We start from the raw sequence: 18848 nt of genomic DNA on the forward strand, positions 1-18848 counted from the left end.
GGCGCGGACGATCAGAGCACTAAGTCACGTCTTGGTCACCTCACGTCGGACCCGGGTCCCGACGCCCGCGCGGCGAGCACCGAGCGGGCGGCCTCCCAGCGCGCGACCGGCACCCGGAACGGCGAGCAGGACACGTAGTCGAGGCCGACCGAGTCGAAGAAGTGGATCGACTCGGGGTCGCCCCCGTGCTCCCCGCACACACCGAGGTGGAGGCCCGGCTTGGCCTTGCGGCCCAGCTCTGCCGCCGTCCGCACCAGCGCGCCGACGCCCTCGACGTCGATGGACTCGAACGGCGAGGCGGTGAAGACGCCCTTCTCCAGGTAGGCCGCGAAGAACTCCGACTCCACGTCGTCGCGCGAGAAGCCCCACGTCATCTGGGTCAGGTCGTTGGTGCCGAAGGAGAAGAAGTCCGCCCAGTGGGCGATCTTGTCCGCCGTCACCGCGGCGCGCGGGATCTCGATCATCGTGCCGATCGGGATGTGCAGCTCGACACCCTGCTCGTCCAGCACCGCCGCGACGACCTCCTCGAGCTGGGCGCGCACGAGGGCGAGCTCACGCTCGGTCGACACCAGCGGCACCATGATCTCGGGCCGCGGGTCCCCGCCCGCGAGCACCCGCGCCGCCGCGGCCTCAGCGATCGCCCGGGCCTGCATCAGGAACAGGCCGGGGATCGTGATGCCGAGCCGTACGCCGCGCAGGCCGAGCATCGGGTTCTGCTCGTGCAGGCGCTTCACGGCCTGGAGGAGCTTGCGGTCGTGCTCGTCCTCGATGTGCCGCTCGTCCGCGAGCGCGACGTGGACCGCGAGCTCGGTGAGGTCGGGCAGGAACTCGTGCAGCGGCGGGTCGATCAGCCGGATCGTGACCGGCAGGCCGTCCATCGCCTCGAAGATCTCGGTGAAGTCCTGGCGCTGGAGCGGCAGGAGCTTGTCGAGAGCAGCGGCCTGGCCGGCCTCGTCCTCGGCGACGATCAGGTGCTCGACCAGCTCGCGCCGGTCGCCCAGGAACATGTGCTCGGTGCGGCACAGGCCGATGCCGGAGGCGCCGAACCGGCGCGACCGCTGGGCGTCCTCAGGGGTGTCCGCGTTCGCCCGCACGTCGAGGCGGCGTACCTCGTCGGCGTGCATCAGCAGCCGCGCGACGGCGTGCGCGACCGGGTCGTCGACGTCCTCGCCCTCGAGCTTGCGCACGACGGCGGAGTCGCTGACCGGCACCTCGCCGAGGAACACCTCGCCGGTGCTGCCGTCGATCGAGATCACGTCGCCCTCGTTGACGACGGGGCCGTTGCGGACGATGAACCTGCGGTTCTCCGGGTCGACGTCCAGCGCCTCGGCGCCGCACACGCAGGTGCGGCCCATGCCGCGCGCGACGACGGCGGCGTGGGAGGTCTTGCCGCCTCGGCTGGTGAGGATGCCCTGGGAGACGACCATGCCGTGCAGGTCGTCGGGGTTGGTCTCCTTGCGGACCAGGATCACCTTCTCGCCCCGGCCCGCCCACTCGACGGCCGTTGCGGAGTCGAGGACGACCCGACCGACGGCCGCGCCCGGGGACGCGTTCATGCCGGTGGCGACCGAGCGCCGCTCGGGGTCAGGCGCGAACCGCGGGAACATCAGGGCAGCGAGCTGGTGACCGGTCACCCGCAGCATCGCCTCGTCCCGGTCGATGAGGAGCTCCTCGGCCATGTGCACGGCGATCCGCACCGCGGCCTCCGGGGTGCGCTTGCCGACGCGCGTCTGCAGCATCCAGAGCTTGCCCTCCTCGATGGTGAACTCGATGTCGCACATGTCGCGGTAGTGCTTCTCGAGCTTGGCCATGATGTCCATCAGCTGGCGGTACGACGGGGGGTCGATCTGCTCGAGGTCCGCGAGCGGGACCGTGTTGCGGATGCCGGCGACGACGTCCTCGCCCTGCGCGTTGGTCAGGTAGTCGCCGTACACGCCCGGGGCGCCGCTGGCGGGGTCACGGGTGAAGGCGACGCCGGAGCCGGAGGTGGCGCCGCGGTTGCCGAACACCATCGCCTGGATGTTGACGGCGGTGCCGAGGTCGTCGGCGATCCGCTCCTGGCGGCGGTAGAGCGCCGCGCGCGGGGTGTTCCAGGACTTGAAGACGGCGAGGACGCACAGGCGCAGCTGCTCGGCCGGCTCCTGCGGGAAGTCCTCTCCGGTGTGCTCGCGGATGACGACCTTGTACTCGGCGATCAGCTCGCGGAGGTCCTCCACGCCGAGCTCGGTGTCGGCGATGACCCCGCGGCGCTTCTTGAGCGCGTCGAGCCGGTCGGCGAACGCGTCGTGCTCGATGCCGAGCACGGTGCCGCCGAACATCTGCAGCAGCCGGCGGTAGGAGTCGGCGGCGAACCGCTCGTCCCCGCTCTGGTTGGCCAGGCCCACGACGGACTCGTCGTTGAGCCCGACGTCGAGCACGGTCTCCATCATGCCGGGCATCGAGAACTTGGCGCCGGAGCGGACCGAGACGAGCAGCGGGTCGGTGGGGTCACCGAGCCGCCGGCCCATCTTGTCCTCGAGAGCTCGCAGATGCTCGGCGATCTCGGTCGCCAGCTGGTCTGGTTCCTTGCCCTCGACGAGGAAGGCCCGGCAGGCCTCCGTCGAGATCGTGAACCCGGGGGGAACGGGCAGACCGAGGTTGGTCATCTCGGCCAGGTTGGCGCCCTTGCCACCCAGCAGGTCCTTGAGTTCCTTGTTTCCCTCTGCGAAGTCGAAGACGAACGTTGTCATGGACCGAGGGTGGACCTGCGCGCCAAGGTAAAGCGAGGGGCGAAGGTCCTGGGCCATAACGGACGTGACGGGTGTCCTGCGGCACCGGGCCATTGGTCCCTAGGACCGGGTCCCGAGGGTGCCCGACGGTGGAGGCGAGAGATCGGAGACCCGATGCACACCACTCCCGCGCCGATCGTCGTGGCGGTCGGCAGCAAGGGCTCGCTCGCGGCGATCGACTTCGCGGCCACCGAGGCGCTGCGCCAGCACCGCGGCCTCCATCTCGTGCACGGCCTCGATGTCGGGCCCGCCGTGTCGTCCGTCATCGGCGTCGACCTGGCCCTCCTCGAGGAGGAGGCGGGCGAGGTGCTCAGCGCCGCCGTACGCCACGCGGTCGCCGTCGTCGGCGGCTTGGTGCCGGTGACCTCGTCGCTGTCCCAGGTCCCTGCGGTCGCCGCGGTCTACGCCTCAGCGCACGACGCGCCCCTGGTCGTGGTGGGCCGCTGCGCGCGGTCGCGACTCACCCATCCCTACGTGCGGACGGTCACCGGCGGCGTCGCGGCCCGGGTGCACGTGCCGGTGGTCTCGGTCCCCGACGACTGGGACGCCGGCGAGGCGCCCGCGCACGTGGTGGTCGGGGTCGACCATCCTCAGCAGAGCGTGCCCGTCCTGCACGAGGCCTTCCAGGCCGCCGGCGACCGCAAGGCCCTGCTGACCGTGGTGAGCAGCTGGTGGGACCCCACCGCCTACGTGCACGACCCCGCCGCGTTCGAGCGGGACCCCACCTGGCCCGAGCGGCTGCGCGCCGGCATCGACGAGGTGCTGCCGGACCTGCGGGCGGAGTACCCCGACGTCCCGGTCGAGCTGCACGTCCGCAAGAGCCGGCCCGGCGAAGTGCTGATCGACGCCTCCCGGCACGCCTGCCTGCTGGTGCTGGGCCGCCACGACCCGGTGCTGCCGCGCGACTCCCACCTGGGCCCGATCGCCCGGTCGGTGCTCGCCGCGGCCGCCTGCCCGGTGCTGCTGACCACCCCGCGCCGGCCCAGCGGGATCCGCCGCGCGATCCACCTCGACCCGCAGCCCGCCTGACCTGCCGGTCAGCCGACCAGCGGCACGACCGCGACGGTGCACGCGGCCCGCTCGACCACGACCGGGGCGACCGAGCCGTAGACGAGCTCGTTGAGGAACGGCTTGCGCCGGTGGCCGAGCACGACCAGCGAGGCGTCGTGGGACGCGCGGAGCAGCCGCTCGTCGACCATGCCGCGGGTCAGCTGGGGGTGCACCTCGACGCCGGGGTGCGCCTCGGCGTGCGGGCGGATCGCCTCGGCGAGCACCCGCCACTCGTCCTCCAGCCCGGGCTCGTCGGGCGCGACGTCGCGGGCGCCCTCGGCGATCTTGACCGCGTCCCAGAAGCAGTGGAAGACCCGCAGCGGCAGCTGCCGGGTGTCGGCGAGGCGGAAGGCCAGCTCGAGCACCGCGGCGTCGGCGGGCTCGCCCGCGACTCCCGCCAGGACGCCGCCGCCACGGGTGCCGGCCTCGGGACGCACCACGACCACCGGGCACGTGGCGTGCTTGACCATCGCGGTGCTGACCGAGCCGAGCAGGAGGTGGCGCAGCGGACCGAGACCGCGGGTGCCGACCACGAGCAGCCCTGCCTCCGCGGACGCCTCGAGCAGGGTCTCGCGGGGGTCGCCGAGCCGCACGACCTCGTGGATCTCGACGTCGGGGTGTGCCCCCCGGATCGGCTCCGCCGCCTCGGACAGCAGTGCGCGGGCGTCCTCCTTGAGCAGCAGGCACACACGGCGGCGGTCGACACCGGCCGCCTCCATCCACCCCGTCCCGGCGGGTGCGGGCGTGCCGCCGGCGTGCACGAGCACGAGCGGACGGCGTTCGGCGGCCGCCTGCGCGGCGGCCCAGGCGACGGCGTGGGACGCGGACGCGGAGCCGTCGACACCGACGACGATGGACCCGGCGGGCACGCTGGTGGTCATGCCTTCACCATCGGCTGACCGGTCACCACCGGCCACGGCCGGAGGGCTCCGCGGCTCGGGACCTAGGGCCCGGGCCCGGCGACCTGCCGCTCAATGCCTGCGCGCTCCCGGCAGCAGGACCTCGTCGAGTGGCCGGCGCGGGGTCCGGGGGAGCGAGCTGCGGGAGATCTCCTGCCACCCGGTCCGCACCAGCAGCTGCGGGTGCAGCAGCCCGCCGAGGACCTCGTGGTGGAGCGACGCGCGGGTCTCGTCGACCTCGATCACCTGGCTGAGCGGCACGACCGACAGCCCGTCGTTCATCGCGTGCAGCCACAGCTGGCTGAGCGCCTCGCCGGCGCGCAACCATGCCTCCGGGCCGTCGGTCTCGGTGCCGATGATCAGCAGCCCGTCGGAGTTCTCGATCGAGCCGCGCGCGTCCTCCTCGGGCGCCTCCTCCACGAACCGGGAGACCCGGCTCGGGGTGCGCGCCCCGGGCTCGGGCAGCAGCTCGCTGGGGATCCCGTCGACGTCGCTGTGGTCGAGCCACGACCGCTGCTCGGAGGCGAACCGGCGGTCGGCCTTCTCGATGGTCGTCGCCCGGCTCACCAGCAGCTCGACGCGGACCCGGTCGGGCGCCGCGGTCACCGGCACCACGCTGACGTGGTCGACGTCGACCGACGCGGCCAGGCGGGCCAGCCGCTCGGGCGGGATCGGCCAGGAGGTGAAGCGCCGGCGGTCCGTACGCCGCTCCTGGAGCGCCTGGAGGTCCTCGACGGCGTGCGGGGGCCGGGCCCCGCTGCGCAGCTGCAACGTCGCCAGGTGGTCGGGGTTGCCGGGGTCGGGCATCCGCGTCACCTCGGCCGGCCAGCCGAGCGCCTGCGCGGCGAGCCCGGCCTGGTGCAGGGCCGCACCGCAGCTGATGGCGAGGTTGCGGCCGGACGGGTCGGCGACGGTGAGCTGGCGGCCGCGATCGGCGTGCAGCTCGACCCGGTCCGCACGCACCCGCCACAGCCACGGCTGGGTGTTGTGGACGCTGGGCGCGCGCAGTGCGTACTCCACGACCCGGCGGCCGGGAGCGGTGTCCGGGCGTGCGAAGCCCGTCGCACCTGACGCCACGTCGGCCTCCCTGGTTCTGGACATGCGGGCACCCCCTCCGATCGATCGGTCCACGATGCGGGGCGCCCAGGGCCTCAGACCAGGGCAATTGGTCCCGAGACCTGGTGACCAAGAGCGATCAGTCGACGCTCAGTCGACGCTCAGTCGACACGGACCTCGATGACACCGGGGACGGTGTGCGCGACGACCTGGGCGAGGGCGCGCTCGGGCTCGCCCGCGGGCCCGGAGACGTTCACGATGCCGTCGGAGACCTCCACCAGCCAGTCGGTGTGGCCCAGGGAGGCCAGCAGCTCGTCCACGTCGGCGGCGATCGTGTCGTCGGCGCGGGCCAGCACCTGCACGACGTCGCTGCGGCTGACGACCCCGACCAGGTGACCCTCGTCGTCGACCACGGGCAGGCTCTTCACGGCGGTCGAGGTCATCACGTCCACGGCGCGTGCGAGGTCGTCTTGCATGCGCACCGACACGGGGTGGCGGGTGTAGACCTCCTCGACCGTGCGCGGCGGGAAGACCGGCTCGACCGAGACCGGGCGCTCCTGTGCGCGGGGGTCGGGAGCGACGATGTCGCGGATCAGGTCGGCCTCGCTGACGACCCCCTGGAGACGACCGCTGCCGTCGACGACCGGCATGCAGGTGATGCCGTACTGCGCGAGCCGCGAGAGCGCCTCCTTGACGGTGGTCGAGGGGCGCACCGTCATGGGCTCGGGGGTCATCAGGTCCTGCACCAGCATCGTGCTCTCCCTCCTTCGGTCAGTGCCGACGCGGTCGCCGGTCCTGGCTCCAGCCTCCGGTGCCAGGGGCTCCGGACCCAGGGACAAAGGTCCCGCGAACCGGGGGCGATCGACAGGCAACAACAACCGGCCCCGGCACCTAGGTTGAAGAGCATGGAGGAGGCACAGCGTACGAGCGGGAAGATCACGGTCTACCTGCTCGACGACCACGAGCTGGTGCGCCGCGGCATCCGGGAGCTGCTGGAGAGCGAGGGCGACATCGTCGTCATCGGCGAGTCCGGCCTGGCCGTCGAGGCCGCCCGGAGGATCCCCGCGCTCCGGCCCGACGTCGCGATCCTGGACGGGCGGCTGCCCGACGGATCCGGCATCGACGTGTGCCGCGACGTCCGCTCGGTCGACCCGGGCATCGCCGCGCTGATCCTCACGTCCTACGACGACGACGAGGCGCTGTTCTCCGCGATCATGGCCGGCGCGGCCGGCTACATCCTCAAGCAGGTCAAGGGCACCGACTTCGTCGAGACGGTCCGCCGGGTCGCCGCCGGGCAGTCGATGCTCGACCCCGCCGTCACCGCGCACGTGCTCGACCGGCTGCGCGCGGGCCCGCGGATGGACCCCTCCATCGAGCAGCTGACCGCCCAGGAGCAGCGGATCCTCGAGCTGATCGGCCAGGGCATGACCAACCGGCAGATCGCCGCCCACCTGTGCCTGGCCGAGAAGACCGTGAAGAACTACGTGTCCTCGATGCTGGCCAAGCTGGGCCTCGAGAGCCGCACCCAGGCCGCGATCTTCGCGACCAAGCACCTCGGCGTCTGACCGGCGTCGAGCCAGGTCGAGGTCGAGCGGGACCGCGGCCCCGAGACGCCCGGGCGGTCAGACGCCGCTGGTGCCGTAGAGCCGGCGTCCGGTGACGTCGTGCACATCCACGCGGACGAACAGCGTGCGGGCGCCGGTGGGCCACACCTCGAGCCCGATCAGCATGTCCGGGACGTCCTTGGCCTCGACGAGCTCGGCGGTCCCGACCACGACCACGCTCCACCCGGCCCGGGTGGCCGGGTCGATCTGGTCGACCTCGACGACGACCCGCTGCCCGCTGCACTCGCGGGCCAGCGTGGAGTCCGCGGTGGTGCGGAACCACACCGCCCCGGCGACGACCGTGTAGTTGACCGGTACGACGGCCACGCCCGCGGCACCGACCCAGGCCACTCGCGCGATGTGGGCGGTCTCGAGCAGGCTCCAGCAGTCGTAGGAGAGCAGGGTTGCCAGCCGGCCCTCGGTCTCCGGGCGTGTCGTCATCTGGTCCTCCGTCTGCTGGGTCCGGCGGGCGGCCCCGCGCGGGATTCCCCCCACGCTCCCCCTTGTGACGAACGCCTCCCAGGACGAAGCGACCCGGTCTTCCGGGACCTTGGTCCCAGTGCATCCCTGACTTGGTAGCGTCTGCCCTGCCGGACGATCAGGGAGGCTGGCATGGAGACGCAGCCGCACACGGAGCCGGACGGCCCGTCCGTCAGGCTCCCCTCGGAGCTCGCCGGCACCGGCTTCGACGAGCTGCTGCGCGAGGTCCTCGTCCGCGTCAACGGCGTCCTCGACGACCGGGCACGGTGGCGGCTGCTGCTGGACGCCGTGGTCACGATGGCGGCCGACCTGTCCCTCGACGACCTGCTGGCCCGGATCGTCGAGATCGCGAGCGACCTGGCCGACGCGAAGTACGCCGCTCTCGGCGTGCTCGGGGCGGGGAGCGACCACCGCCTGCAGACGTTCGTCACCCACGGCATCGACCCCGCCCAGCACCGCGCGATCGGCGACCTGCCGACCGGCCACGGGCTGCTCGGCCTGATCATCGACCAGCCGACCCCGCTGCGACTGCGCGACATCGCCGAGCACCCGGCGTCGTACGGCTTCCCGCCCCACCACCCGCCGATGCGGTCGTTCCTCGGGGTCCCGGTCCGGATCCGCGACAAGGTCTTCGGCAACCTCTACCTCACCGAGAAGGTCGGAGGCGAGGACTTCACCGAGCAGGACGAGGCGCTCGTCGTCGGTCTCGCGGCCGCCGCCGGTGTCGCGATCGAGAACGCCCGGCTCCACGAGGAGGCGGCGCGCCGCGAGCGGTGGCTGGCCGCGACCGCGGAGGTCACCGCCCGGCTCGCCGGGCCGGGCGGCCAGGACGAGGCGCTCCAGATCGTCTCCGACCACGCCCGTGAGCTCGCCGACGCCGACGTCGCCTGGATCGCCGCCGGGCCGGACGCGAGCGGCCTGCGGCTCCGGGTCGTGTCGGGAGAGCCCGCGGACCACGCGACGATGGTGGCCGTCGAGCTGGAGTCGTCGTTGACGAGCAGCGTCGTGCGCACCGGCACCCCGGTCGCCGTCGAGGACATCTCGGCCGACCCGCGTGCGGTCAACGTGCCCCGTGCCCTCGGCTGGCCGCGGATCGGGCCCGCGATCATCGTGCCTCTGCGCGGCACCGCCGGCGTCGCCGGCGTGCTCGCGCTGGCCTGGAAGCCCGAGAACCTCATGGCCTTCCACGCGGTCGACCCCGCGCTCCCGGCGAGCTTCGCCGAGCAGGCGACGCTCGCGCTCGAGGTCGCCCGGGCCCGCGAGGACCGCGAGCGGCTCGCGCTGTTCGAGGATCGCGACCGGATCGGGCGCGACCTGCACGACCTCGTGATCCAGCGGCTCTTCGCCGTCGGGCTCGGGCTGCAGAGCACGGCCCGGGTCGCCGACCGGCCCGACATCGCCGAGAAGCTCGACGCCGCCGTCGACGACCTGGACGCGACGATCCGCGACATCCGGCGCACGATCTTCGCGCTCGGGTCCGGGGACAACGCCTCCGACATCCAGGCCGAGGTCACCCGGATGGTCGACCGCGCGGCCGGCACGCTGAAGTTCCGGCCGGCGCTGCGGTTCGAGGGCCCGGTGCGCACGCGCGTGGGCGCGGACGTGGCTCCCGACGTGCTGGCGGTGCTCACCGAGGCCCTCTCCAACGCCGCCCGGCACGCGCACGCGAAGTCGGTCTCGGTCGAGCTCGCCGTCGTGGACGGCATCCGCCTGACCGTCGCCGACGACGGTCAGGGGATGCCCGAGGACGTGCCGCAGAGCGGGCTGTCGAACATGCGCCAGCGCGCGGAGAAGCGCGGCGGGCACTGCACGATCACCTCGCGTCCCGGCGAGGGCACCACCGTGGAGTGGTGGGTCCCCTCCTGACCGCGTCCGGCGGTGGTCGCTCTTGGGTTGATCTTCAGACGGTGTGGTTGCGGTCGGCACGTGGGCTGCGGCACCCGGGACGTCAGATGAACAGCAGCTGGGCGCCCTCGGTCATCTCGATGAAGTCCGACGCACTGATGATCGCCTCCACGCCGTCGTAGAGGTCGTCCTCGGTGAGGTGCTGCATGTCCGCGGACATCCGGCACGCCCACAGGTGCCCGCCCGACCCGGTGATCTGCTCCAGGAAGTCCGGGACGTCCGGTACGTCGAGGTCGGCGATCGCCTTGCGCATCTGGTGGGTGGCCATCGCGGTCATGCCGGGCAGGCCGCCGAGGCCCTGCGGCATGTGGGTGGCCGGATTGCCGAGCGGGGTGAACTTCAGGTCGGCCATGTGCTTGCGGTTGATGATGTCGAAGCCCCAGAACGTGAAGAACAGGTGCACCTCGACGCCCTCGCCGAGCGCCGCGTTCGCGAGGATCAGCCCGGGGTAGGCCATGTCGAGACTGCCCTTGGAGCAGATGATCGCGAGCTTGCGGCCGGTCGCCGGGGTGTCGAACGAGGGGACGAGCGGGGCCGTGCCGGGCCCGATGTCGGTGGTCATCGTGATCTCCTCACACGCAGCCGCGGGGCTTGGGCAGGCCGGCGACGTACGCCATCTTCTTGGCGGGCTTGACGGGGAACAGCTCGAAGAGCCGCTTCACGGGGATCTGCATGCCGGTGCTGACCCGGCGCAGGGTCGGGGTCTCGCCGGTGCGGGCGTGCTCGGCGCGCAGGAAGCCGAGGATGGCCCAGTGCTCGCTCTCGAGGGTGACCCCGATCTGCTCGGCGAGCGCGGCCGCGACCTCCTCGCTCCACTCGGTGGGATCGGTCAGGAAGCCCTCGTCGTCGACGGTCAGGGTGTGGCCGCCGATGGTGGTCGTGCTCATCCCTACCTCCTTCGTTCTCGCCCCGCGCTCAGGCGGGGACGTGCTTGCCGGTCATGCTCATCGCGGCTGGTAGTGGGAGCGGCCGCCCGGGGAGCAGCACGTTCCAGTAGACCCACGCGAACGACTGCTTGCCGAGGTGGTTCGCGCGCGTCTCCTGCAGCAGACCCAGGGGGCCGACGTAGGGGAGCGGGAACCGGCCGGGCAGCGGCTCGACCTCGTAGTTGAAGTCGATGAGCAGGGCCTTGCCGTCCCCGCTCTCGATGAAGCAGTTCGCGTGGCCGTCGAACTCGTGGGTCATCGGCCGGCCGGCGACGTGGTCGAGGAAGTTCTCGACGAACACGTGGACGGAGAAGTGGGCGACCGACCCGGCCTTCGACGTGGGGATGTCGGAGGCGTCCCCGAGGGCGAAGATGTTGTCGTGCCCGCGGGCCAGGAGCGTCTTCGGGTCGACCGGCACGTAGTTGAGGTCGTCCCCGAGCCCGGAGCGGCCCACGAAGTCCGCGCCCATGTTGAGCGGCACGGTCACCAGCAGGTCGAAGGGGACGGAGCGGCCGTCGTACGACACCAGCGCGGACGCGTCCTCGTCCACCTGCTCCACGACGAAGTCCGTCTCGACCGTGATGCCGCGCTCCTGCAGCAGGCTGCCGAACCGCTCCGCGGCGATCGGGCGCGTGAACGCACCGGACAGCGGCGTGACGAAGACGAGCTCGACGTCGTCGCGCCGGCCGTGCTCGCGCAGCCACGAGTCGGCGAGGCACGCGAACTCCAGCGGCGCCACCGGGCACTTGATGGGCATCTCGGTGATGTGGACGACCAGCCGTCCGGACGTGAACCGGGTCAGGGCGTCGCGCAGGAGCGTCGCGCCCTCGAGCGTGTAGAACTCGTGGACGGAACGCCGCCACAGGGCCCCGGTCACGCCGGGAGTCTCTTCGGGCCGGGGGCTGGTGCCGGTGGCGATCACCAGCTGCTCGTAGTGGAGCTCGGTCCCGTCGCTGAGGCGGACCTCGTTGCGTTCGGGGTCGACCACGTCGACCTCGCCGGTGACGAAGCGGACCCCGTCGGCGATCTGGGCGTGGCGGGAGCGGGTGATCCGGGCCGGGCTCGTGGTGCCGAACGGCACCTGGAGGTAGCCGGGCTGGTAGTGGTGGACGTCGTCACGGTCGACGACGGTGATGTTCCACAGCGTCGGGTCGAGCCGGCGGCGGAGCTTGTTCACGATCATGGTCCCGGCGGTGCCGCCGCCGAGGACGAGCAGTTCGTGCATTTCCGTGCCTCCTCTTCTCCGGCCAGCTCTCAGCTGGCCGCTGCGCCGGGGTCGCCGGTGTGCCAGCGACGGGCCGCGACCGCGACCTCACGGGCCCAGGTGACGGCGTGGTCGAGCTCGCCCGCGACCAGCGGGCCCTTGACGTCGTGCACGAGGAACGGCGTGGGCCGCGAGACCAGGTGGTAGCCGCGGCGGGCGAGCAGGTGCGAGGCCCGGGTCGACGCGGCCTTCGGCAGGTTGCGGACCTTGGTGACCCGGGTGTCGAACGCCGCGGCGGCCCGGCCGTGGGCCTCCTCGCGGGGTCCCATCGCGCCGATCCACTCGCGCATGCCGGTGCCCGCCAGGGCCGGGTTGGCGCCCTGCCGCACCGCGTCCTGGCGGGTCGAGGGCCGGCTCAGCGAGAACGCGTGCGTGGGGGCGCCGACGACCAGCAGGTCGAAGACGGCCTCGCGTGCCGCGGGCGCGTGCCGGACGTCGACCAGCTCGGTGGTCACACCCTCAGCGCGCAGGCCCTCGGCGACCGCGGCAGCCACGTCCTGCGTCGACCCGAACATGGACTCGTAGACCACGAGGGCACGGAGGGGCGACGGGGAGACCTGCTCGGGTTCTGCCTGGCTGCTCATGACGGTGACTCCTGCCCGACGGTGGTGTGCGTCACCTGTCAATGTGTCTCCCGCCCCCGGACCCCGCATGGGCCGAGGGACCACCCGCCGCGGGCCCAAGGTCCCTGTTGCCCTCCGCTGCGCGCGCGGACATTGGCAGGAGGAGGTCGCCGATGTCCGGCCGCGCCGGCACCCGGGGTGGAGCGTCACCTCGAGGAGCAGCGCCGGCAGACGCAGACACTGCTGGCCCCGGTGAGGAGTGACGACATGCTCGAGACGAAGCCGGCGAAGATCCTGCTCGGGGTCGGGAACGAGGATGTGGAGGGCGGCCTCGCGTACGCCGTCGCGGAGGCCCGGCGTCGTGAGACCGGCGTGCACGTGGTGCACGCGGTGCCCGGCGTGACGACCGGGGCCGACCCGTCGATGATGGTGATCGAGGGCGACGCGCTGTGCGCGGAGGGTGGCCGGATCCTCGGCGAGGTGGCCCGCCGGCTCGAGCACGAGCTCGGCGAGCTGCCGGTCAGCACCGAGCTGCACAACGGGCCGGTCGTGCCCGCGATCACCGGCACCAGCCGGCACGCGGCGGTCGTGGTGCTGCAGCGCCAGCGGATGGGACACCCGGGCCGGATCCCCACGCTCTCGGTGACCAACGCGGTCGCGGCCCACTCCGACGTCCCGGTCGTCGCCGTGCCCGCGGGCTGGCAGCCCGACCCGGACCGGGACCGGCTCGTCGTGGCCGGCCTCGGCGAGGTCGAGGTGTCCCCGGACGTCGTGCACGCCGCCCTGGAGGAGGCGGAGCGGCGCGGCGGACGGGTCCGGCTGGTGCACGCCTGGCGCTACTCCCAGCGCTACGACGACCTGGTCTTCGCCGAGTCGACCCGGCAGGAGTTCGACGCCGAGCTGCGGCGCCAGCTCGAGGCCGCCCTCGAGCCGGTGCTCGCCGGGCAACCCGGCGTACCCGTCGAGCTGGTCACCGCCCACGGCCGGCCGGCCGACCTGCTCGTCGCCGAGTCGGCGTCGGCGGGCCTGGTGGTGATGGGCCGGCACCGCTCCTCGATGCCGTGGGGCCCGCACCTGGGCTCGGTGGTCCGCGCCGTGCTGCGCGAGTCGGCCTGCCCGGTCATGGTGGTCGACCCCGTGCCGGCGACCACCGCCTGAGCACCGGGCCGAGCCGGGCACGGGCCGAAGGGCCCGGGCGCGGCGGGCGCTCGACCCTGCTCCCCGGCGGGGCGCGGGGCAACCATGGAGGAGACGGAACGACCGTCGCTTGCGGGACAGCCCGACAAGACGCTCGACACAGGCTCGACAACAGGCTCGACAACAGGAGGTCAGGTCATGACCACACAGCCACGTCCCGTGGTCATCGGAGTCGACGGATCCGACGCGAATGCCGGCGCGCTGCGCTACGGCGTCGAGGAGGCCCGCCGCACCGGCGCGACGGTGAAGCTCGTGCACGTCGTACCCGACTACGTCCCGATCTCGCCGATGATGCCGCTGACGCCGTCGGAGCTGACCGAGACCGGCACCGCCGTGCTCACGCACGCCGAGGGCCAGGTCCGCGAGCTCGCCCCCGACCTGGTGGTCGAGGGCTGGCTGCACCACGGCACCCGGCCGGTGCAGCTCGCCCACGCCGCCGAGGACGCCCAGGTGGTCGTCGTCGGGCGCGACAACCGGCCGCTGCTCGAGCGCCTGCTGCGTGGCGACACCGCCGCGGGCGTCGCCGCCCGCAGCTCGGTGCCGATGGTGCTGGTCCCGGCCGACTGGACCCCCGGCCCCGCGCGCGGCGTGGTGCTGGTCGGCGTGAAGTCGCCCTCGCACTCGACCGCCCTCCTCGGTGACGCGATCGAGCTGGCCTCCGAGCGGGGCGCCAAGCTCGTGGTGCTGCACGCCTGGAAGCTGCCGAGCGGGTACGACGACATCATCGAGTCCCGCGTCGCGTCCGACGACTGGCGGCGCCAGTCGGTCGAGGAGATGGAGGCGCTGCTCAAGGACTGGCGGGTCGGCTACCCCGACGTCGAGGTCGAGATCCGCGTCGTCCACGAGCACCCCAGCGTCGCGCTCGTCGAGGGCTCCGCCGAGGCCGACGTCGTCGTGCTGGTCCGACGCGCCCACGGGGTCCCGGCCGCCACCCACCTCGGCAGCACGGCACGCGCGGTGCTGCGCTCGGCGCACTGCCCCGTACGGGTGGTCCCGCCCGACGCGATCGGACCGGTCCCGGGTCTGGTGCTCGAACAGGCTGGGGCGATCCGGAAGTGAACGGCCCGGCGGGCATCACCGGGCTGTCCGCCGCCGAGGCCGCCACGCGGCTCGTGGAGCAGGGTCCCAACCTGCCGCCGCGTGGCCGCCCCCGACGGCTCGTGGGCCGGGTCATGGACCAGCTCCGCGACCCGATGATCCTGCTGCTGATCGGGGCGTTCGTCGTCATCGTCGCCCTCGGCGACCTGGCGGACGCCTCGATCATCGCGGCCGTCGTCGTGCTCAACACCACGATCGGCGTGGTGCAGGAGGTGCGGGCGGCGAACGCCCTGGCCGCGCTGGACCGGATGGCCGCTCCGTGGGCGAACGTGCTGCGCGACGGGCGGCTGACCCGGATCCCCGCGCCGGACGTGGTGATCGGCGACGTGGTGCGCCTGGAGGCCGGCGACATCGTACCCGCCGACGCCGAGCTCGTCGAGGCCGCGGGGCTGCAGGTCGACGAGTCCGCGATGACGGGCGAGTCGGTGCCGGTCATCCGCGGCCCGGGCGAGGACGTGCTCGCCGGCACGGTGCTGACCCGGGGGCGCGGCTTCGCCGTGGTCTCCCGGACCGGGGCCGACAGCGGCCTCGGCGGGATCGCCGCGCAGATCGCGGCCTCCGGGGTGCGGCCGACGCCGCTGCAGGTCCGGCTGGCCCGGCTCTCCCAGCAGCTCGTCGTGCTGACCGTGGCCGTGGCGCTGCTGGTGCTGGTGCTCGGCCTGCTGCGGGGCGAGCCCCTGGACGACATGGTGATCCTGTCGGTGAGCCTCGCGGTCGCCGCGATCCCCGAGTCCCTGCCGGCGGTGGTCACGATCGCGCTCGCGCTCGGTGCCTACCGGATGGCGCGCCGCTCGGCGCTCGTGCGGCGGCTGCCCGCGGTCGAGACGCTGGGCTCGGTGACCGTGCTCGCCTCCGACAAGACCGGCACGCTGACCGAGGGCCGGATGGTGGTCCAGGAGCTGTGGTCGCCGAACGGGACCTGGCGGGTGACCGGGACCGGGTACGCCGTGGCCGGCGAGCTGGTGGCGCAGGACGGGGACGTCGTACCCGCCGACCTCGACGACCTGGCCCGCGACCTGGTGCTGTGCAACGACGCGCACCTCGGCGAGCCCGCCGACGGCCGCCACGCAGCGGAGTGGTCGGTCGTGGGCGACCCGATGGAGGCGGCGCTGCTGGTCGCGGTCGCCAAGCACGACCCGGCCGCCCTGGAGTCGGCCGCAGCCTGGGAGCGGGTCGACGAGACGCCGTTCGACAGCGAGACCAAGCGGATGACCACGGTCCACCGGGCCACCTCCGCCGGCGGCGGCTGGCTCGTCGTGTGCAAGGGCGCGCCGGAGGCGGTGATCGGGCTGCTGGCCGACCGGCAGGCCGCGACCGCGGCGCAGGAGGCGGCGACCAGCCTCGCCGAGCGAGGCTTCCGGGTCCTGGCGGTGGCGGACCGCCGGGCGCCCGACCGTCCCGTCGACCTCGACCAGGGGCTGGTGCTGCGAGGCCTCGCCGCGCTCGCGGACCCGCCGCGCACCACCGCCGAGGAGGTCGTGCGGGCCTGCCGCGACGCCGGCATCCGGACCGTGATGATCACCGGGGACCACCCGGCGACCGCGCGCGCGATCGCCGACGAGCTGACGCTCACCCAGGAGGGGCCCGAGGTCGCGGAGGGTGCGGAGGTGGGCCGCGGCGAGCACGTCGACCGGGTCGAGCGGATCGGCGTCTACGCCCGGGTGCGGCCGGAGCACAAGGTCGACATCGTGGACGCGTGGCAGAAGCGCGGTGCCGTGGTCGCGATGACCGGCGACGGCGTCAACGACGCCCCCGCGCTGCGGCGCGCCGACATCGGGATCGCCATGGGCGACCGCGGTACCGAGGTCGCGCGGCAGGCGGCCGACCTCGTGCTCGCCGACGACGACCTGCGCACGGTCGTCGTGGCGGTCGGGGAGGGCCGGCGCATCTACAGCAACATCCGGCGGTTCCTGCGCTACGGGCTGGCCGGCGGGTTCGCCGAGGTGATGGTGCTCGTCGCGGGCCCGTTCGTCGGCATCCCGATCCCGCTCGGCCCCGGCCAGATCCTGTGGATCAACATGATCACCCACGGCCTCCCCGGGGTCGCGTTCGGCGGCGAGCCGCCGGACCCGGCCGACATGAAGCGCCCCTCACCCCCGCCCGAGCAGTCGGTGCTCGGCCAGGGCCTGCTCCGCCAGATCCTGGTCGCCGGATCGCTGATCGCGACGGTGGCGCTGATCGCCGGCCTGCTGGCCCCCGACAGCCAGCGCCAGACCTGGGTGTTCCTCACGCTCGGGCTGGCCCAGCTCGGGGTCGCCCTCGCGCTGCGGGCACCGCGCTCCGGGCTGCAGTGGCGCTCGCGGGGCCTCGAGGTCGCGGTGCTGATGGCGGCCGCGCTCCAGGTGCTCGCGGTCGCCTGGTCCCCGCTGCGGGACCTGCTTCGCACCGACACGGTGCCGACGGCCGACGCGCTGCTCGTGCTGGCGCTGAGCCTCGCACCCGGAGTGGTGCTGGCGCTGTGGCAGCGGTTCGGCGCGGCCCGGCTCGGCTCCCGTCAGGTCACTGCTCGGGAGGGTTCAACCACCGGCCGGTGATCTCGTCGACGTCGATGACGACGGTCGCCGACCTCGGCCCGCGCACCCACGGCTCCGGACCGGTCGGCTCCTCGGGGTCGCCGTACCGCACCTCGGCGCGGCCGCGGGCGAGCACGCTCCAACCGGTGTGGGTGTCCTCGTCGATCCGGTCGACCTGGAAGGCCACGCGCTCGGCGTCCGCCTTCTGGACCATCGCGGAGTACGCCGCGGTCCGGATCTTGATCGTGCGGCCGTCGACGGCGAAGTTCACCGGGATCACCTCCGGCCCGGTCGAGGTCGTCCACGCGATCCGGCCGACCGGCGTGGTGGTGAGCAGCTGCCAGCACTCGTCGGCCGGGAGGTCCACCAGCTGTCCACGGGCGGTCTTGTCCATGACTCCTCCTGCGGTCGGGGTGTAGTCCGAGTAAACCCGATCGGGCCAGCGCGGCCGTCAGGTACCACGGCCCTCCGCGCGGAGGACCTACGTCTCTCCCGCTCGCCCGTGGCGCGGAGCATGGTGAAGGCAGAGGTTCCAGGACCGGGGCTCGGCCCCGTGGCGAAGGAGGTCAGTCATGGGCGAGACCGGGATCGGCGTGCTCGTGGCCGTCGGGCCGGACGGCATCGGGGACGGCGCGCTGGAGGTGGCCGCCGCGGAGGCGGTCCGACACGACGTCGGTGTCGTGCTGCTGCACGTCGCGCACTCGCACGTCGGCCTCCCGACCCGCACCGAGCACGAGCAGGCCCTCGAGCGTGCGCACGCCGCGATCGGGCACCAGGTGCTCACCGACGCCGCGGACCGGCTGGGGGTGCTCTCGACGGACAGGTCCCGGTCACGACCGAGGCGGTTGCCGGCCCGGTGGCCCGCAGCATCGTCGAGCGCGGCAACGAGACCCGCCTGATCGTGCTCGAGGCCCGCGAGATCGGGCCGGTCGGCCGGCTCGTGACCCGCTCGGTGTCCACCAGCGTCGCGGCCCACGCGCACGTGCCGGTGCTGGTCGTCCCGCGGTCCTGGACATCCGCGGTCGGTGCCGACCTGCCGGTCACGGTCGGGGTGGACGAGCCGCTCGACGTCAAGCACGAGGTGCCCTTCGCCCTCGAGATGGCGCGGGAGACGGGCCGCCCGCTCGTGGTGCTGCACGCCGCCTGGATCGCCGAGCCCTACCAGGGCGTCGCCTTCGTCGGCTACCCGCTCAAGCAGTGGCTCGACGACGCCTACCAGGAGCTCGACACCGCCCTGTCCGGGATGACCACCGAGGCCGATGCCGTGACCTGCGACGTGCACTGGGCGCGCCCGGTCGACGCCCTGGTCCGGGCGACGCAGCGCTCATCGGTCCTCGTCCTCAGCCGGCGCCCGGCCACGCGCCCCCTGGCGCCGCACCTCGGCCCGGTCATCCGTGCGGTGCTCCACCACGCCGAGTGCCCGGTGATGGTGGTCGACCGGGAGCACTGACCGCTGGTGCGCTCGGGCTGGTGCCGGGTGGGCGGTGGGCTGGCAACCGAGTCCGGATCGGGAAGGGTTGCTGGG

18 protein-coding genes are annotated in these 18848 nt (G+C 73.3%); 8 read left to right on the forward strand and 10 right to left on the reverse strand.

All coding sequences use genetic code 11. The features are described 5' to 3' along the window. Nucleotides 1–35: 35 nt before the first annotated feature. The gene (ppdK, locus tag QQZ14_RS09320) at nucleotides 36–2729 is read right to left on the reverse strand and encodes a pyruvate, phosphate dikinase (RefSeq protein ID WP_284533983.1); all 2694 of its coding nucleotides are present in this window, start codon (nucleotides 2727–2729) and stop codon (nucleotides 36–38) included. 153 nt (nucleotides 2730–2882) lie between these two features. Here ppdK and QQZ14_RS09325 point away from each other — a divergent pair, with 153 nt between their 5' ends. Further along, a complete protein-coding gene (locus tag QQZ14_RS09325) occupies nucleotides 2883–3797 on the forward strand; it encodes a universal stress protein (RefSeq protein WP_284533984.1) in 915 nt (304 codons plus the stop codon). Nucleotides 3798–3805: 8 nt separating this feature from the next. Here QQZ14_RS09325 and QQZ14_RS09330 read toward each other — a convergent pair whose 3' ends face one another. From QQZ14_RS09330 to QQZ14_RS09340, 3 genes are all read right to left on the reverse strand, one after another. Beyond that, nucleotides 3806–4699 (reverse strand): universal stress protein, encoded by an 894-nt coding sequence (locus QQZ14_RS09330; RefSeq protein WP_284533985.1) that lies wholly within the window; start codon nucleotides 4697–4699, stop codon nucleotides 3806–3808. Nucleotides 4700–4789: 90 nt separating this feature from the next. Continuing rightward, a complete protein-coding gene (locus QQZ14_RS09335; RefSeq protein ID WP_284533986.1) occupies nucleotides 4790–5818 on the reverse strand; it encodes an Acg family FMN-binding oxidoreductase in 1029 nt (342 codons plus the stop codon). A 116-nt stretch (nucleotides 5819–5934) separates the two neighbouring features. Further along, on the reverse strand, nucleotides 5935–6525 hold the full coding sequence (locus QQZ14_RS09340; RefSeq protein ID WP_284533987.1) for a CBS domain-containing protein: 591 nt from the start codon (nucleotides 6523–6525) through the stop codon (nucleotides 5935–5937). Nucleotides 6526–6678: 153 nt separating this feature from the next. Here QQZ14_RS09340 and QQZ14_RS09345 point away from each other — a divergent pair, with 153 nt between their 5' ends. After that, nucleotides 6679–7338 carry a response regulator gene (locus QQZ14_RS09345; protein ID WP_284533988.1) on the forward strand — a complete coding sequence of 220 codons (660 nt, stop codon included), beginning with the start codon at nucleotides 6679–6681 and terminating at the stop codon, nucleotides 7336–7338. A gap of 57 nt (nucleotides 7339–7395) precedes the next feature. Here the strand turns inward: QQZ14_RS09345 and QQZ14_RS09350 are convergent, their stop codons facing one another. Further along, the gene (locus tag QQZ14_RS09350) at nucleotides 7396–7818 is read right to left on the reverse strand and encodes a pyridoxamine 5'-phosphate oxidase family protein (RefSeq protein WP_284533989.1); all 423 of its coding nucleotides are present in this window, start codon (nucleotides 7816–7818) and stop codon (nucleotides 7396–7398) included. A 171-nt stretch (nucleotides 7819–7989) separates the two neighbouring features. Here QQZ14_RS09350 and QQZ14_RS09355 point away from each other — a divergent pair, with 171 nt between their 5' ends. Continuing rightward, nucleotides 7990–9723, forward strand: a complete 1734-nt coding sequence (locus QQZ14_RS09355; RefSeq protein WP_284533990.1) for a sensor histidine kinase — start codon at nucleotides 7990–7992, stop codon at nucleotides 9721–9723. Nucleotides 9724–9805: 82 nt separating this feature from the next. Here the strand turns inward: QQZ14_RS09355 and QQZ14_RS09360 are convergent, their stop codons facing one another. From QQZ14_RS09360 to QQZ14_RS09375, 4 genes are read right to left on the reverse strand one after another with little or no spacing between them, the layout of a single operon-like run. After that, on the reverse strand, nucleotides 9806–10324 hold the full coding sequence (locus QQZ14_RS09360) for a DsrE/DsrF/DrsH-like family protein (protein WP_284533991.1): 519 nt from the start codon (nucleotides 10322–10324) through the stop codon (nucleotides 9806–9808). A 10-nt stretch (nucleotides 10325–10334) separates the two neighbouring features. Further along, nucleotides 10335–10649, reverse strand: coding sequence for a TusE/DsrC/DsvC family sulfur relay protein (locus tag QQZ14_RS09365; RefSeq protein WP_284533992.1), 315 nt, complete (start codon nucleotides 10647–10649; stop codon nucleotides 10335–10337). Between the two features lie 28 nt (nucleotides 10650–10677). Next, complete coding sequence (gene sqr / locus QQZ14_RS09370) at nucleotides 10678–11913, reverse strand: type III sulfide quinone reductase, selenoprotein subtype (RefSeq protein ID WP_284533993.1); 1236 nt, start codon at nucleotides 11911–11913, stop codon at nucleotides 10678–10680. Nucleotides 11914–11942: 29 nt separating this feature from the next. Next, nucleotides 11943–12536 carry a flavodoxin domain-containing protein gene (locus QQZ14_RS09375; RefSeq protein WP_284533994.1) on the reverse strand — a complete coding sequence of 198 codons (594 nt, stop codon included), beginning with the start codon at nucleotides 12534–12536 and terminating at the stop codon, nucleotides 11943–11945. A gap of 246 nt (nucleotides 12537–12782) precedes the next feature. Here QQZ14_RS09375 and QQZ14_RS09380 point away from each other — a divergent pair, with 246 nt between their 5' ends. The 3 genes from QQZ14_RS09380 to QQZ14_RS09390 all read left to right on the forward strand — a co-directional run bounded on the left by QQZ14_RS09380 (nucleotide 12783) and on the right by QQZ14_RS09390 (nucleotide 17344). Beyond that, the gene (locus QQZ14_RS09380) at nucleotides 12783–13673 is read left to right on the forward strand and encodes a universal stress protein (protein ID WP_284533995.1); all 891 of its coding nucleotides are present in this window, start codon (nucleotides 12783–12785) and stop codon (nucleotides 13671–13673) included. A gap of 177 nt (nucleotides 13674–13850) precedes the next feature. Then, a complete protein-coding gene (locus QQZ14_RS09385) occupies nucleotides 13851–14771 on the forward strand; it encodes a universal stress protein (RefSeq protein WP_284533996.1) in 921 nt (306 codons plus the stop codon). Next, nucleotides 14768–17344 (forward strand): cation-translocating P-type ATPase, encoded by a 2577-nt coding sequence (locus tag QQZ14_RS09390; RefSeq protein ID WP_284533997.1) that lies wholly within the window; start codon nucleotides 14768–14770, stop codon nucleotides 17342–17344. Before QQZ14_RS09385 ends, QQZ14_RS09390 begins: the two co-directional genes overlap by 4 nt. Here the strand turns inward: QQZ14_RS09390 and QQZ14_RS09395 are convergent. Beyond that, nucleotides 17310–17717, reverse strand: a complete 408-nt coding sequence (locus tag QQZ14_RS09395) for a pyridoxamine 5'-phosphate oxidase family protein (RefSeq protein WP_284533998.1) — start codon at nucleotides 17715–17717, stop codon at nucleotides 17310–17312. The two genes, QQZ14_RS09390 and QQZ14_RS09395, sit on opposite strands and share 35 nt — an antisense overlap. A gap of 178 nt (nucleotides 17718–17895) precedes the next feature. Here QQZ14_RS09395 and QQZ14_RS09400 point away from each other — a divergent pair, with 178 nt between their 5' ends. Both QQZ14_RS09400 and QQZ14_RS09405 read left to right on the forward strand, forming a co-directional pair. Then, complete coding sequence (locus QQZ14_RS09400) at nucleotides 17896–18222, forward strand: hypothetical protein (protein WP_284533999.1); 327 nt, start codon at nucleotides 17896–17898, stop codon at nucleotides 18220–18222. After that, entirely contained in the window at nucleotides 18180–18773 is a 594-nt protein-coding gene (locus QQZ14_RS09405; RefSeq protein WP_284534000.1) for a universal stress protein, read from the forward strand. Before QQZ14_RS09400 ends, QQZ14_RS09405 begins: the two co-directional genes overlap by 43 nt. The last annotated feature ends 75 nt before the right edge of the window (nucleotides 18774–18848 follow it).

The sequence above is a fragment of the Nocardioides sp. T2.26MG-1 genome (assembly GCF_950101795.1).
GTDB lineage: Bacteria > Actinomycetota > Actinomycetes > Propionibacteriales > Nocardioidaceae > Nocardioides.

Bases quoted from the DNA above. Each gene is read 5' to 3' on its own strand.
- ppdK (WP_284533983.1), bottom strand. From the start codon at position 2,729: ATGACAACGTTCGTCTTCGACTTCGCAGAGGGAAACAAGGAACTCAAG.
- sqr (WP_284533993.1), bottom strand. From the start codon at position 11,913: ATGCACGAACTGCTCGTCCTCGGCGGCGGCACCGCCGGGACCATGATC.
- QQZ14_RS09335 (WP_284533986.1), bottom strand. From the start codon at position 5,818: ATGTCCAGAACCAGGGAGGCCGACGTGGCGTCAGGTGCGACGGGCTTC.
- QQZ14_RS09380 (WP_284533995.1), top strand. From the start codon at position 12,783: ATGCTCGAGACGAAGCCGGCGAAGATCCTGCTCGGGGTCGGGAACGAG.
- QQZ14_RS09375 (WP_284533994.1), bottom strand. From the start codon at position 12,536: ATGAGCAGCCAGGCAGAACCCGAGCAGGTCTCCCCGTCGCCCCTCCGT.
- QQZ14_RS09340 (WP_284533987.1), bottom strand. From the start codon at position 6,525: ATGCTGGTGCAGGACCTGATGACCCCCGAGCCCATGACGGTGCGCCCC.
- QQZ14_RS09345 (WP_284533988.1), top strand. From the start codon at position 6,679: ATGGAGGAGGCACAGCGTACGAGCGGGAAGATCACGGTCTACCTGCTC.
- QQZ14_RS09325 (WP_284533984.1), top strand. From the start codon at position 2,883: ATGCACACCACTCCCGCGCCGATCGTCGTGGCGGTCGGCAGCAAGGGC.
- QQZ14_RS09400 (WP_284533999.1), top strand. From the start codon at position 17,896: ATGGGCGAGACCGGGATCGGCGTGCTCGTGGCCGTCGGGCCGGACGGC.
- QQZ14_RS09360 (WP_284533991.1), bottom strand. From the start codon at position 10,324: ATGACCACCGACATCGGGCCCGGCACGGCCCCGCTCGTCCCCTCGTTC.
- QQZ14_RS09355 (WP_284533990.1), top strand. From the start codon at position 7,990: ATGGAGACGCAGCCGCACACGGAGCCGGACGGCCCGTCCGTCAGGCTC.
- QQZ14_RS09365 (WP_284533992.1), bottom strand. From the start codon at position 10,649: ATGAGCACGACCACCATCGGCGGCCACACCCTGACCGTCGACGACGAG.
- QQZ14_RS09395 (WP_284533998.1), bottom strand. From the start codon at position 17,717: ATGGACAAGACCGCCCGTGGACAGCTGGTGGACCTCCCGGCCGACGAG.
- QQZ14_RS09330 (WP_284533985.1), bottom strand. From the start codon at position 4,699: ATGACCACCAGCGTGCCCGCCGGGTCCATCGTCGTCGGTGTCGACGGC.
- QQZ14_RS09385 (WP_284533996.1), top strand. From the start codon at position 13,851: ATGACCACACAGCCACGTCCCGTGGTCATCGGAGTCGACGGATCCGAC.
- QQZ14_RS09350 (WP_284533989.1), bottom strand. From the start codon at position 7,818: ATGACGACACGCCCGGAGACCGAGGGCCGGCTGGCAACCCTGCTCTCC.